The 14109-nt window shown below is 53.9% G+C and carries 13 protein-coding genes; 3 read left to right on the top strand and 10 right to left on the bottom strand.

Annotated features, from left to right (window positions below):
- Positions 1-27 precede the first annotated feature (27 nt).
- The 7 genes from AC06G8_RS05450 to AC06G8_RS05420 form a co-directional block, all read right to left on the bottom strand.
- Positions 28-1359 carry an ABC transporter substrate-binding protein gene (locus AC06G8_RS05450; protein ID WP_480284646.1) on the bottom strand — a complete coding sequence of 444 codons (1332 nt, stop codon included), beginning with the start codon at positions 1357-1359 and terminating at the stop codon, positions 28-30.
- Positions 1360-1571: 212 nt separating this feature from the next.
- A complete protein-coding gene (locus AC06G8_RS05445; RefSeq protein ID WP_480284645.1) occupies positions 1572-2189 on the bottom strand; it encodes a glycerol-3-phosphate responsive antiterminator in 618 nt (205 codons plus the stop codon).
- Positions 2186-3034: a metallophosphoesterase family protein gene (locus tag AC06G8_RS05440; protein ID WP_480284644.1), complete on the bottom strand. Its 849-nt coding sequence runs from the start codon at positions 3032-3034 to the stop codon at positions 2186-2188. The genes AC06G8_RS05445 and AC06G8_RS05440 overlap by 4 nt, the downstream gene beginning before the upstream one ends.
- Before the next feature lie 66 nt (positions 3035-3100).
- Entirely contained in the window at positions 3101-3808 is a 708-nt protein-coding gene (locus AC06G8_RS05435) for a hypothetical protein (protein ID WP_480284643.1), read from the bottom strand.
- On the bottom strand, positions 3808-4557 hold the full coding sequence (locus AC06G8_RS05430) for an ABC transporter ATP-binding protein (protein WP_480285390.1): 750 nt from the start codon (positions 4555-4557) through the stop codon (positions 3808-3810). The genes AC06G8_RS05435 and AC06G8_RS05430 overlap by 1 nt, the downstream gene beginning before the upstream one ends.
- Positions 4558-4629: 72 nt before the next feature.
- The gene (locus AC06G8_RS05425) at positions 4630-4926 is read right to left on the bottom strand and encodes a hypothetical protein (protein WP_480284642.1); all 297 of its coding nucleotides are present in this window, start codon (positions 4924-4926) and stop codon (positions 4630-4632) included.
- A gap of 467 nt (positions 4927-5393) precedes the next feature.
- The gene (locus tag AC06G8_RS05420; RefSeq protein ID WP_480284641.1) at positions 5394-5870 is read right to left on the bottom strand and encodes a CTP synthase; all 477 of its coding nucleotides are present in this window, start codon (positions 5868-5870) and stop codon (positions 5394-5396) included.
- 416 nt (positions 5871-6286) lie between these two features.
- Here AC06G8_RS05420 and AC06G8_RS05415 point away from each other — a divergent pair, with 416 nt between their 5' ends.
- The 3 genes from AC06G8_RS05415 to AC06G8_RS05405 all read left to right on the top strand — a co-directional run bounded on the left by AC06G8_RS05415 (position 6287) and on the right by AC06G8_RS05405 (position 8312).
- The gene (locus AC06G8_RS05415) at positions 6287-6610 is read left to right on the top strand and encodes a hypothetical protein (RefSeq protein ID WP_480284640.1); all 324 of its coding nucleotides are present in this window, start codon (positions 6287-6289) and stop codon (positions 6608-6610) included.
- The gene (locus AC06G8_RS05410; RefSeq protein ID WP_480284639.1) at positions 6561-7322 is read left to right on the top strand and encodes a VanZ family protein; all 762 of its coding nucleotides are present in this window, start codon (positions 6561-6563) and stop codon (positions 7320-7322) included. Before AC06G8_RS05415 ends, AC06G8_RS05410 begins: the two co-directional genes overlap by 50 nt.
- Positions 7323-7970: 648 nt before the next feature.
- Entirely contained in the window at positions 7971-8312 is a 342-nt protein-coding gene (locus AC06G8_RS05405) for an ATP-dependent DNA ligase (protein WP_480284638.1), read from the top strand.
- A 584-nt stretch (positions 8313-8896) separates the two neighbouring features.
- On the opposite strand, the gene AC06G8_RS05400 is transcribed toward AC06G8_RS05405, so the two are convergent.
- The 3 genes from AC06G8_RS05400 to AC06G8_RS05390 form a co-directional block, all read right to left on the bottom strand.
- Complete coding sequence (locus tag AC06G8_RS05400) at positions 8897-10924, bottom strand: beta-galactosidase (RefSeq protein WP_480285389.1); 2028 nt, start codon at positions 10922-10924, stop codon at positions 8897-8899.
- A 250-nt stretch (positions 10925-11174) separates the two neighbouring features.
- Positions 11175-12755, bottom strand: a complete 1581-nt coding sequence (locus AC06G8_RS05395; RefSeq protein ID WP_480284637.1) for an extracellular solute-binding protein — start codon at positions 12753-12755, stop codon at positions 11175-11177.
- A 412-nt stretch (positions 12756-13167) separates the two neighbouring features.
- Complete coding sequence (locus AC06G8_RS05390) at positions 13168-14100, bottom strand: carbohydrate ABC transporter permease (protein WP_480284636.1); 933 nt, start codon at positions 14098-14100, stop codon at positions 13168-13170.
- Positions 14101-14109 lie beyond the last annotated feature (9 nt).

The following is a 14109-nucleotide window of genomic DNA, read 5'->3' as shown; positions in this document are numbered from 1 at the left end:
TGCTGTTCCGGTTTGTCTAGGCCCAGCCTATTTCGACAGCAGCTTGTCCGCCTTCTTGGCCGCGTCGTCCATCGCCGCTTGAGGGGTCGTCTTCGGATCGAGAATCGCCTTCTCGATGGCAGTTCGGACGATTCGGGTCACCTCCGGATACCCGTTCTCCATCGGGCGCGGCCTTGCATATTGAAGCTGGTCGACGGCCACCTTGAATTGCGGGTATTCCTTGAAATGCGTCTGCAGCTCTTCGCTCTGAACGGCGGACAGACGGGTCGGGAGATAGCCGACATGCTTGTGCTGGTAGATCGTATTCTCCTTGGACGTCATCCACTTGAGGAATTCCCAGGCCGCGTCCTTCTCTTCCTGGCTGCTCTTCGACGTGATGACGAGCTGGCAGCCTCCGGTCGGCACGCCGTAGGATTTGTTCGCCGGCATGAAAGCCGTCTCGAGCTCGAAGCCGTTGCCCTTGGCGATCTCCAGGCTGCCGGTGACGCCTGCCGTGGAGCCGAACTTGAACGCGGACAGCTGGTTCGCCCAGTCCTTGTCCGCCGTGGCGCCCGCTTCGTCGCCTACCGGAATTTTGATCAGCCCTTCGGCAACAAGCTTTTTCCAGAATTCTACGGGCGCAACGCCTTCAGGAGAGTTGAACGCGGCCTTTTTGCCGTCCTCGCTCAGCATCTGGCCTCCGCTCTGGGCGACAAGCGCCTCGTAGAACCAGATGTCGGCCGGCACCGTCATGCCGGTCTTGCCTTTCTCCTTCAGCACGCGGGCATACTGCTCCAGCTCATCCCATGTCTTCGGTCCTTGCGGATCGAGTCCGGCGTCCTTCAGCATCGTTACGTTCTTGTAGAGGATCGGCGTGCTGCGCATGAAGGGGAGCCCGTACAGCTTGCCGTCCACATAGGCGTTGCCCATGAGGCCGGGATTGAAATCGTCCAGCTGCAGCTGGTCCTTGTCGCGGTCCGCATAGGCCGTCAGCTCCTCCAGCATGCCGGAGCGGGCGAATACTCCCGTGGAGGCGATCTCAAGGTCGGTGACGGCGGGAGCATGTCCGGCAGCGAAAGCCGCCTGCACCTTGGCGTGAAGATCATCGTAATTGCCTTGATGCTCAGCCACGACCTCGATCCGGTTCTGGGAAGCGTTGAATTCCTTGACGAGATGCTGCTTGGCTTCTTCGATCTTGTCTCCGAAGGCGTACCAATATTTGATCGTGATCTTGCCTTCGGATGCAGCCGATCCCGCCGCTGCCGCATTCGGGCCGCCTTCCGCCTCGACAGTTCCTGTGTTGTCCCCGCCCGTGCCGCAAGCGGCGAGCGCCGCGGAGAGCAGGATGGACATCGCTGCGATCATCGTTTTTCTTGCCATGATATGGATCCCCTCCAAGGTATGGTTTGATCCGGCCGGAGCGCAGGTGCGCAGAAAAAGAGACCTTAACCGTACCGCGGATATCGATCCGCGGCGGGTTAAGGTCTCTCCTGAGGTTCCGACCGTTTCTATTTACTTGTACAAGCCCAGTATAGGCTCGATATGTCAATCGAACGTCAACGTCATGCGAAGAATACGTGAAGAGGCTCGGCCTAGCTCGATCGTTCCAATCCGCTGCCCGATTGCCCGGAATAGTCGGCCCGCCACAGCCTCGGATCGGAGGACGAGACCGCGGCAGCTCCGTAGTCCAGGCATAGCCGGCCTTGGCAGGGCTCGCTGAGCAAGCCGCCGGTGATGATCGGAACGTCCGCGAACCGGCGTACGCGCGCAATCATTTCCGGAATGCGCGCAGGCATCAGCTCGATGATGTCGGGCATCGTCTGCTCCAGGCTGCCGGATATATTGCTCAGTCCTTCGCTGTCCACGAGAAAGAAGCGCTGCACGGTGAGCAAGCCGCGTTTCTTGGCGGCCCGGATCACGCTCGTCTTGGTCGAGACGATGCCGGCAGGACGTATCGTCTTGGCCAAATAGTCGATGCCGTGGGAATCCGTGCTGAGCCCGCCGATCTTCTCCAGATGGAGGAAGACCGGTATGCCGTGGCTGCGGAAAACATCGACGTACGAGCCCAGCACGCCGATATGCCCCATCAGCAGGAATACGCCGGACAACCGGCTGCGCAGCTCCAGCGCAAGCTCGATATGCTTGGGCTGCTTGAGCGAGGCGATGATCCTGCGTTCTTCAAGCAGGCTGCGGAACTGTTCGGCATTCATCCCGGCAGCACGGTATCCTTGAGGGGTATGGCGAGCTCGCGATCCCTGTGCAGTCCCTTGGCTCCGAGAGTCGGGCTGAAATGCCTCATGTGCCGGTGAATGATCGGCAAGCCTCCGATGGCTTCTTCATCCGTCACTTCAACGGCGCGGACCGCAATCCGTTCCGGCTCGACATCCACGATGCGGAAGGAAGGAACATCCAGGCATGCGGACAGCTGGACGAACGACCATTGGCCACGGACCGCGATGGAATCGACATGGGTATGCCCGTTGAAGTAGATGCCGACGCCCTTCTTCTTGCGCAGGATGCTCCACATATCGATATCGGGGTGAATGGAGCCTTTATCCGTTTCGGAGCGTGCGGTCGTGGCGTAGACGGGATGATGGCCGAAGACGAGCAGAGGCCGGTCTCCCGAAGCGATGACCATCTCCTCCAGCCAATCCAGCTGCTCCGGATCGACCCAGCCTCCCCAATCCTCATAGTCCTGCTCCTTGGCCGTGTCGAGGAAAGCGAGGACGGCATGGCCGGCGTCGAACGCATGATACCGCAGCTGTCCGGATATGTTCAGCACCTCGGCCCGCGTCTGCGCGTACAGGTCGTGATTGCCCAGGACATGGATGAAATTCCGTTGCTTGCGCTTCAGCAATCCGTATACCTGCCGAAGCTCTTCGGCCGTTCCATAGTTGGTCAGATCCCCCAAGGAAATGTGCAGGTCCGCCTCCGCTTCGAGAAACTCGTCCAACAAACGGCTGTAGAATGAAGCATGCGCATCGTGCAATCCCGGTACCGACCTGTCACATTCATGATAATGAAGATCTCCCATCACGATCAATCTCACCGTCATCCGCTCCTCCCGGTTATGCATGATTGATTTCCAATTTAAGGGTAACGGGTGAGTGTCCCTTATTCGTCAACAGGAGGTGGAGATTTGGTAAAGGAGGCCATCGTGAAATCCCGGCACCGGCCGGAGCACGATCGCGAGCACGATCTGGATGTAGTTGATCATATCCTTCAGCCGTTCTCCATCCCATAAACGAAGCACGGCATAATAGACAGCCGCCGTGAGGGAGATGTCCAGTCCGGTCACAAGCATGATTTCAAGCAGGAACACCAGCCCTGCGGCCGCACCCTTGAAGACGAACACCGCAATGAGCGGAAGCGCGGCCAGAGAGGCGGTGAGCAGAAAGAGATAAACGATGATATGGACGGTCTTAGCCATCCCGAGCGTGCGTCCGTCCACCGGCTTCGTCCTCAGGATCGACCTGTCCCGGGTATCCAGCATGACCGATGAGAAATCGGATATCATCGCCGTCCCCTGAAAAAACATCAGCAGCGTGAACACGAAGGTCATGCCGGCCAAACTATCGTTCAGAAAAAGAAAGGGAATTATCGCCAGGCTCATCAGGACGTACAGCCAGTTGACCGCAAACGGCGACTTCTCCGGCTTGTCTGGAGAAGGCTTCTTGGATTTCCCTATCGCTTCCAGGACGCCGTTCGGCTTGCGCCCGTCCATCGTCAGCTTGATCCTTACGATCGTGCGCAGCGCCGGGTAGTCGATGCCTGCATGGCGGAACATGCCGCTGAACCTGTCCAGCAGCTTCATTACGAGTCCATGCATCAGCTATAGTCCTCTTGAACCGCCTGGACGATCCTCCCGGCGATCTCGGCATGCTCGGTGAAGCCCGTCAGGTCGTTGAAGATCTGCTCCAGCGAGCCTTCCGCTCCCTGCGCCTTGAGCTCGGCGAAGCTTCCGTCCGCGGCGATATGCCCGTCATGCAGGAGCACGATGCGGCTGCTGATCTTCTCCACGACGTCCATGATATGCGAGGAATAGAAGATCGTCTTGCCTTCGGCGGCAAGCTGAGCGAGGATCTCCTTGACGATCATGACGCTGTTCGCGTCCAGTCCGCTGAGCGGCTCGTCGAGGAACAGCAGGTCAGGATTGTGGAGCAGGCTGGCGACGAGCATCACCTTCTGCCTCATTCCTTTGGAATACGAATCGATCCGGGAATCATACACCTCTTCCATCCCGAACAGGCGCATCAGCTTGGCTCCCTTGTAATCGGCGTCCTCCGGCTTCAGTCCGTACAGCTCGCCGCAGAAGGTCAGGTATTCCCTCGCGCTGAGCGTATCGTAGATTTCGGCCGTTTCGGGCACATAGCCGATGCGTCCTTTGTAAGCCGACGAGCCTTCGGACAAATTATGTCCGAGCACCTCGATCGTTCCGCCGTACCCGGTTTCAAGTCCAAGCATCAGCTTGACCGTCGTGCTTTTGCCCGCGCCGTTGGGGCCGATATATCCGATGATCTGGCCGGGATAAACTTCCAGGTCGATGCCTTTCAAAACAAATTTATTGCCGTAATTCATCCGCACGTCCTGCAGACGGATGACGGGTTTTTCAAGCTCATTGGCCAAAACAATCAACCGCCTTTTTGGGATTTAATATTGAAGCTGCTGCTTGCGGATAACCGAGCAGCAGATCGTCGAAGCCTTCCGAGCGAGATAGGCCGCTTCCGTGGCTGTGAAGCACATGATGCCCTGGAAGACCGGGCTGGAGCCGAGAATCCGCCGCAGCGGATCGACGCAGCGGATCGACTTGCTGGCGATTCTCACCTTTTTGTCCCCGGCTTCCCTGGCGACAGCCGCCGCATTGGCGTCCAACTGATCCAGATCGACGAAGGCGAACGGCTTCGGAAGCGATTCAAACATGTCTTTGTAATACGCGTACCGTTCCATTCCAGCCCTCTACTTCGCGGTGCGAGATTTGCCATGATTCGAATCCGCGCCGATGTTGACCATTATTCCTTCAGTTAAATCCTAGCTCCCTGGGAAGATTATGTAAATACGCTTTCAGCAGAAATCGCTTCGTCATGAATTTCTTCCCCATGGATCAGCCTATCGGACATAGGTTCCGCTATTTCCACGAAAATGCCCATTCAAAAAAATTTAACGGACATGAGTTCCGCTATTTCAGAGATTCTCTCCCAAAATCGAGTCATCTACCTAAAATAACGGATCGTATGTCCGATACACAGTGAATATTCGGATATTATCGAAAATAACGGATCGTATGTCCGATACAGATAAGCATCTAGTCCTGTCTTACAAAAAAAGCTTCGCCCGTCCTGCATCGCAGTCGGCGAAGCTTCTTCCTATGGTTTTAATCCACACTGCCCGAAAGTCGGTCAGGCATCCATGCAATCTTACTCAACAACGCTGCGGACAAATTCCGTGATGAGCGGATGGACAAGCCCCTGCAAGGCGGAACGCTCCGGTTGGAACAAGGTTCCTATAAAAAAGGGATGTGTGTCCAATTCCATGATGCGGATCTCCCCGTTCAGATCGGTGCCGGAGACCTTGAAGCCTGCCGCTTCCAGCCTGTCGATATAAAAAGGGTTGGGACCGTAATTGCAAATTCCGTAAGGCTCGGAAATTTCGTCGCGGCCATAGATCTCTCTAATCCTGGAGCCTGCGGCCAGCTTGAACCGGTGAGACTGATTGCTCACGGAGCAGGCCAGCGGAGCGACCATCAGCACATCCGCATCCGGATTTTCTTCCGCATGGTCTGCGGAGTCCATCCCTAACCGGTTGCGGGCGAACTCGATGACCGTGTGCTGGAAACCTCCGCAGCTGCCACTAAGCGGGATTGCATGCTCCCGGGCATGATTTTGGTCGTACACCCCTGTAATTATTTGTTGAACGCAAATGAGCGAAATGATGTGTATTTATCTATCAAAAAGTTGACCACCTCAGAGGTAAAAATGGGCACCCGAGGTTGCCGTTTGCGTAAAGCGGTTACTGTTGTCGCTCAGTTTCCCTGTCGAGAAACTAGTACTTAAAACCGCAAAAAAACAACGATAATATGATAATCTTGCTAGGTGATATGTGTACTGTCCAAATTCCTTTGGGGCTAAAAAGAAGGAATCCCGATATAATATGCACCTAAAGTATTGAAGAACCATCATTTTGGTTGATACTTTACGACAATTAGACAAAATGGAACACAATAACTTAGTAATATTCAACTATTTACTCCCGCATCAATTTCCATTAACATTTCTATTGAGGGAAATATTGACAAAAAAGAGAGTACAAAATGAAGAAAATGAAAATGATTGGATCTTCCGCCGTTCTTGCATTTGGACTTTTGGTATCTACTGCAGCATTCGCATTCTCCAATTCGTTTACTTATGATTTCACTCATCAAGTCGCGGTACAAGGTTCTCAGACTCCAGCAGCTGGTCACACAAAAATCTATGTGCACACAAACACAGCTTACTACTCTGGTTCACAGATTTCTGGAAGTCAAATTGAAACTAAGATATTCGAGGATAATCTGTTCTCCTCTCCATATGTAGGATCTGTATATAATGGAGCCTATGGAAACTATACAGGTCTCAGAAGAGAAAAAAAGATCTGATCTTTTTTTCTCTTTGGCATTACTAACTGAAAATTACCAAATAAGATATAGTGAGGTGCAAATTGATGTGATGTTAAACTACAAATTACCAGCAATTATTATCATTTTTGTTTATTTGATTACTATTATCTTTTTACATAGAAAATATAAGTATTCATTGAATCAACATATTATCTACTGCGTATTCTGTATTTATTTCATTGTTGTAATTTCAGTGACCATATTTCCATTTCCTTATCAAAAAAGCTTGATAGATTCTTTTATTAGTCATCCAAAAACCCAATACCAAAACAATTTTATTCCATTTCATTCTATAATCGAATACATAAAGAGTGGTCTTGAATTTGGTTCTTATATGACTATCGGAAAACAAGTGGCAGGAAATATTATTATGTTTATACCTCTTGGAATTTACCTCCCCTTTGTTCGAAAAAATATTACAATAAGAAAGGTATTACTTGTAGGTGTACTCGCTAGTCTTGCAATAGAGACTCTACAATTTACTCTTAATAAAATTATTGGAATTGGTTACAGAGCTGCTGATGTTGATGATCTGATATTAAATACAGTTGGCACTCTGGTTGGTTTTGCTATAATTAAATTAGTATTCATATTCAACAGGAAATTAAGATCAATTCTAAAAAATCATAAACAGCCAGATACGATGTTAGACGGTGAACGCATCCGTACAGGCTATTCGTCTGGTGAGTAGGATTGAAATTATTTTTTGACTAATATAATGAAGGTGTCTTTTCATTTCTCATTCTCCCGTTTCAGCGAGCAGAGAAAAGAAATCGACATAAAGTACCAATGTTAAATAAGAAAATTTTAAATTAGTTCCTTATTCGAATCACCGGTATATTTTACTGGTGGTTTATTGCTTTGATATCCAAGAGAGGCGTGATGAAAAAAAAGGGTTCTTCTTCAGTCAAAGGCTCGCCGTCGGATTCCTGCAGTTCTATCTTCTCCCAGCTCAGCGACTATCTTTCTGAACGTTCGATCAAATATTGAAGAAAGTCAAAGAAATGTTTTTTGATCGGGTTCTTGGAGCCGTTCAATCAGAATATGCAAATCGTCTTTTAGAACTACCATGAAGGAATAGCTTCTTTTTTTTTAATGACCGCTAAACATCATTAGCGGTTATCAGTATGATGGTAAGCGGCTATTTACGTCCGCTAAGGTCATCAGGAATGGCGAAAATGCATGTCCGCTAATGCTTAGCGTATAAAACGGTCAAAATGTTGGCGCTACCCCTATTTGTAGAAACCTAAGCAGCTCTAGTTAGTCTCGCTTCGCTCCCAGTAATCTCATAATGCCCTGAAGCAGCTTAACATGCTTTGGTCAGCTTGGAGGTTTTATCATGCTGAATGAACCGATTAGACCGATGCTGCTTCGATCTTCTGCCACAGTTATGCAAGGAAAGGGATGGATGTCTAGTCTGAAATGGGATGGTTTTCGGATCCTCATTCATTATAATCATGGTTACACCGTGCGGGCATTTACCCGCGAAGGTACGGAGGTCACGAATAGTTTTCCGAAGCTTGCTCAGATTCGTTTACCGGTCAAGACAGCTATTTTGGATGGCGAGTGCATCTGCTTTGACCTGTCACAACCAGGAACGCCACCGAAAGCCTGGTGGGATGATGCCATGGGATCGCGTTCAATGCACCCTGCATGCTCCGGTAAGGACTGCCTGGAGTGATCCAGATGCCTTGATAATTCGCTAGAATATCTGCGATATCTACCTGCAAAGAATCCGTCGGGACCCACTCCGGCTCCACGGCGGCTCCGATTGTCCAGCAGATAGCCGCAGCGCTTGCGGTATCGCCCCATGAGCCACAACTTCCTCATTATAATCGCCGACCAGAGCTATTTTGATTTCGTTCATCCCCGCACCTCTTCCGCAGATAAGATCTATCCTACGGAATTCAAGTATAAAGCGAGTGTTGCGGTGAGGAAACAGGAAGGAAGCTGCGGAACGCTGCAGAAGCTTCCCTCTTTTCCCGGATCATGTCCGAAGAGACTAATCCCAGCTCGACATAAAGTCCGGAAGTAAAGAGATTTGATGTTTTCCAAGCTAACCAAGTATTTATTCCTGCAAGCTCGGTGTTAGAGATTGAAAAAAAAGCAGAAACGGCCAAAGCTTCGCCGTCTCTGCTCTATGTTCTGCTCTATGTTCTGCTCTATGTTCTGCTCTATGTTCTGCTCTATGTTCTGCTCTATGTTCTGCTCTATGTTCTGTTCTATGTTCTGCTCTCTCTTTGCTCTTTTCCATAATCAAACCCTTTACCCGATCTCCCTCACCAAGATGATCGCGCCGTTGACCGGCAGAACGATCTCTCCTGCAGCCGGTTCCCCCGTCGAGGAGTCCGACCATCCGGCCTCGCTTTCCTCCAGCCGCACAGCCGCTTCCTTGGCTGAGAAATTAAGCAGGAACACGAACTCCTTGCCTCCGCCGCAGCGCAGCTGGGCCGTCACTCCCGGCGGCAGCTCCGCCTTCACGGCGCGCCGAGCCCCGCTCTCTTCGACAAGCCGCTCGTAGTAGGAGCGGTAGAACTCATCTTCCTTCACTCTCGCAGCCAAATAATAGGCTTTGCCGGCGCCGAAGGCGTTCACGGTCAGAGCCGGCCTGCCGGCGTAGAAATCGTCGCCGTATACGGCCAGAACTTCCGCTCCTTCGGCATGGATCAGCTCGCACAGCTCATGGACTTCATGCGAGCCGCCAAGCCCAAGCGCATTGCCGTCCCGCATGACGAGAGCGTTGCGGTCTCCGTCATGAAGCCCTTCGATCTCTTCCGCCCAGATGCCCGCCACCTCGCGCAGCGGACCCGGGAAGCCGGTCAGATAGCACAGGTCATGCTCGTCCACGACTCCGCTCCAGTAGGTGATCGCTGCCGTGGCGCCTCCGCGCACGAACGCTTCGATCTTCCGTCCCGCTTCTTCGCGCAGCAGGTAAGCCATCGGCACGATCAGCAGCTTGTAGCCGCTCAGATCGTCCTGCGAGCCGACCACATCGGCCGGCACGCCAAGCTCCCACAAGGCGCGATAATGCTGCACGACCGTATCCTCGTAACGCAGGCCGCCGTTGCGCGGACCTTGGGCATCGTTCACCGCCCAGCGGTTGTCCCAGTCGAACAGGATGGCCGCCTCCGCGGGCACATCCGTCCCAACTACATCTGCAAGTCCCGCCAGCTCGGAGCCAAGCTCGGCCACGTCCTGGAACACGCGTGTATGCTCATGCCCGACATGGTCCACGACCGCGCCGTGGAACTTCTCGCTGGAGCCCCGGCTTTTGCGCCACTGGAAATATTGCACCGAATCAGCGCCGTGCGCGACCGCCTGCAGCGAGCTGAGGCGATGCATGCCGGGACGCTTCAGCTTGCTCACCGGCTGCCAGTTCGTCAGGCTCGGCGTGCTCTCCATGAGCAGGAACGGCTTCTTTTTGAGCGAGCGGAACAGGTCGTGGTTGAAGGAGAACCAGGCGGCCATATGCGTGTCCGAAGCATCCTTATGCCACATCGGGTAGGCATCCCACGAGATGACGTCGATGGCTTCGGCCAGCTTGCGGTAATCCAGATCGTAGAACAGGTCCATCATGTTGGTCGTGCATGGCAGCTGCGGATTGACGGCTCGCAGAGGCGCCATTTCGTGCTTGCAAAAATCGGTTGTCCGGTCCGTCACGAACCTCCGCCAGTCCAGATTATGGCCATGTACCATGTTCTCGCCATGCGGCGCCGGGGACTCCACCTGCTCCCAGCTCGTGTACGTATGACTCCAGAAGGTCGCCCACCATGCCGCATTAAGCTTGTCGAGCGTGCCGTACTTCTCCTTCAGCCATTCACGGAAAGCGTCCTGGCAGTACTCGCAGTGGCATTCGCCGCCATACTCATTGGAAATATGCCAGCCGACGACAGCCGGATGATCGCCGTATCTCTCCGCCAGCTTGCCGTTCATGATCGCCACCTTCTCCCGGTAGACCGGGGAGCTGTAGCAATGGTTATGCCGCATGCCATGCAGATTGCGCACCCGGTTCGCGCCGGTGCGCAGCACCTCGGGGTACTTCTGCGACATCCAGGCGGGACGGGCTCCGCTCGGCGTCGCCAGCCAGGCATAGATTCCGTTCGCTGCGAAGCGGTCGAGCAGGTCGTCCAGCCAGCCGAACTCGAACCGGCCTTCCTCCGGCTCCAGTGCCGCCCAGGCAAAGATGCCGACCGACATGACGTTGCAGCCGGCCAGCTTCATCAGCCGGATGTCCTCCTCCAGAATGGCCGGATCATGCAGCCACTGATCGGGGTTGTAATCCGCTCCATGCATAAGCACAGGCAGCTTGCTGCTGACGGGGGGATGTTTTGGAATCAACGTTACCACTCCTTGATCGAATGAAATGAAAAAAAGGAAGCTTCGCCGCCTTGTCTTGGCGGCCGCAATGGAATCGAAATCCGGAGCGCCGTTTCCGAAGACTTTCTCTCTTAAAGAAAAGGAAAGCTCAGGAACGGTCGACACCCCGCGATGGTTCCAAAAAGATGCAAACGGGAGGAGACGACAGGGTCTCCTCCCGCATGGCTTATTTCTGCTGGGCCAGGAACGTGTCCACTTGGGCTTGCATTTCCGTCATGACCTTCTCGATGCCGGCTGCTTTCAGCTGCTTGATCAGATCGGCTTGGCCTTTGTCCAAATCCTTGACCAGACCGTATTCCAGCGGAATCGAATAGCGCAGCATGACGTTGCTGATGCTGGCCACTTCCGTCTTCACCTTGGCATCGTCGAAGACGAACGTTTCCAGCGGGAAGTGATAGATGCTGGACTGCCATTTCTCGAAAATATCGTTCGCTTCCTGCGGATACGAGGAGTCGGTCCGGTTCAGCTGCGAGTTCCAGCCCCAGTTGGAGAAGCCGGTGTAGTTCGCCGCGGCTGGGCCGGCACTGTACTTGTCGTCGCCTTCCGGCACATAGTTCGTGCCGCTGATGCCGTACATCGTGAGATCATGGATCTCCTTGTCGTTCTGCAGCAGGTCGATCAGCATGAGCGAGCGCTCCGGATTTTTGGATGTCGCATGGATCGCCATGCCGTTCTGCGTCGAGATGGCCGCGATTTTTTTCTTGTCCGGCGTGATGTCCGCGATGGCGACCTCCAGGGACGGGTTGTCCCGGCGCATCTCGGCGAGGTTGGAGCCAGCGGTGCCCAGATTTTGCGCAGCGTAGGAAGCGACCTTGCCGGCTTTGATATCCTGCCAGACGTCGTTTTTGTTGCTGACGACGTTTTTGGACCAGACGCCGCTGTCGGAGAGATCCTTGTAGTAAGTCAGCAGCTGCTTGAACTCGGGCGTATCGTAAATGTTGAAGATCTTGCCCGAGGCATCGTCCATCTTATATGCGAGCGGCAGCGTCATGTCGACCAGATTCCAGTCGTTGTGCTGCTCCAGCGTCGCTTGGTCCATCTCATGCCATTTCCAGCCGTCGCCTGCTTTGGCGCCGTAGGCCAGCATGCCTTTTTCGTTCGCGGCGATCGCCTTCAAATAAGTGGCGTAGGATTCGAGGCTGTTGATCTCCGGCAGATTGTATTTCTTGCGCAGATCCTCGCGGTACAGAATGACTTTGTCGTTCACTTCGACGTTGTTGTTCGGCACCATGAACAGCTTGCCGTTCACCTTCGCCTGGTCGAAGGAGACCGGAGGCATGTTCTTCACCGTCTGCGGCGCATACTTGTTCAGCATGTCCTCCGTAAGCTCCAGGAAGCCGCCCTTCAGCGCCTGGTCGTTGTAGTAAGCCCAGTTCGCCGTATAGACAAGGTCGAAGTCTTCGTTGGCCGCGAATTTCAGCGGGTATTTCTGGTTCCAGTCGGACCAGTCGAGGAATTCGGCCTCGACCGTCGCGTTGATGCGCTCCTTGAGCTTCTTGTTCAGCTCGCCGAATACTTTGTCGTAGTCGGCCGGCTTGCCGCCGACGAGCAGCATTTTCAGCTTGACCTCCTTGGAGGTGTCGGGCTCGTTGGAAGCGGTTGCGTTAGTCGGCGCAGCGGATGAGTTGACCGCCGGCGATTCCGTATTGGATGCTGCGTTATTGTTGTTTCCTCCGCAGGCCGCGAGCACCGCGGACATGGAGAGCAGCGCCGCCATCGGCAGCAGGAGCGATTTTTTGGCTTTCATGGTTTTTCCCCCTATGGAGTGGATGGATGATTCTGTACTTCATGCAAGCAGATGGACTCTAGCAGAGCGAAGCTTCCGGGAGCCTTTCCCTCAAAGGAGGGGCGCTCGAAGCTTTTCGGCTTCTCCCTCCAAAGGAGGGCGCAGCTCTCCGGGCCTCTCCCTCCGAATGAAAGGAGGGCCGAAGATTCATGCAGGCGGATAAGACGCAGAAAGGCGAATGAGCTCTGGAAAAGCGGAGCGTTCGCATTTGAAGGCCGGATTTCCCCATCGAGGGGATAAAAAATCAAGAAATCCGGACTTCAACAGCGATTGTAAGAGTCATTCGTTTTCGGAGTATTGGATTTGCCCGCATTGCCGCATTCGTTTTTCGGAGTATTGGATTTGCCCGCATTGCCGCATTCATTTTTCGGAGTCAGCCCTTCACCGAACCGATCGTCAGCCCCTGCACGAAATAGCGCTGGATGAACGGATAAGCGAGCAGGATCGGGCCGATCGCCACGACCGTCATCGCCATTTTGAGGCTCTCCGTCGGGATGCTCGTGCTCACGACCGCGCCGGAGCTGATGAGAGCCTTGCGCATCCCGTCCATGTTCCCCAGCATTTTGTACAGATAGTACTGGAGCGGCATGAGGTTCTCGTTCGAGACGAACAGCAGCGCGTTGTACCAGTCGTTCCAGTAGCCGAGCGCGATGAACAGTCCGATGGTCGCCAGAGCCGGCTTGGCCAGCGGCAGGATCAGCCTCGCGTAGATGAGGAAATCCCCCGCTCCGTCCATTTTGGCCGACTCCACGATCGCCTCCGGGATGCCGCTCATGAACGACTTCATGACGATGATGTAGAACACGTTGAGCAGCATCGGAAGAATGAGCACGACAAGCGTATCCTTCAGATGCAGGTAGTTCACGACGAGCAGGTACCAAGGCACGAGTCCGCCGCTGAACAGCGTCGTGAAGAAAAAGAAGAAGGAGAAGGAGCCTCTCCACTTGAAGTCCTTGCGCGACAGCACGTACGCCGTCATGGAAGTCAAAAACAATCCCAGCAGCGTTCCGATCGCCGTTACGCCGATCGTCACCCCGTATGCGCGGAGCATCTGCTCCGGATACGTGAAGAGGATGCGGTACGCCTCGCCCGAGAAAGCCGAGGGCAGCAGCTGGAAGCCGTTCTCGATGATCGAGCTTTCGCTTGTGAGCGAGGAGGAGAGGACGAGCAGGAACGGCAGCAGGCAGATGGCGGACATGACTCCGAGAACGGCGTAGCCGATCAGTTGGAACAGCAGCAGGTCTCCCTTGAGCTTGCCTGCCTTCTTGCCGGCGGAAGCGGCTGCTGTCTGTGGTTGAGCTTGCATGTTGATATC

This window comes from Paenibacillus sp. SJS-P3, assembly GCF_056711585.1.
This window is presented reverse-complemented; position numbering and strand designations above follow the sequence as displayed.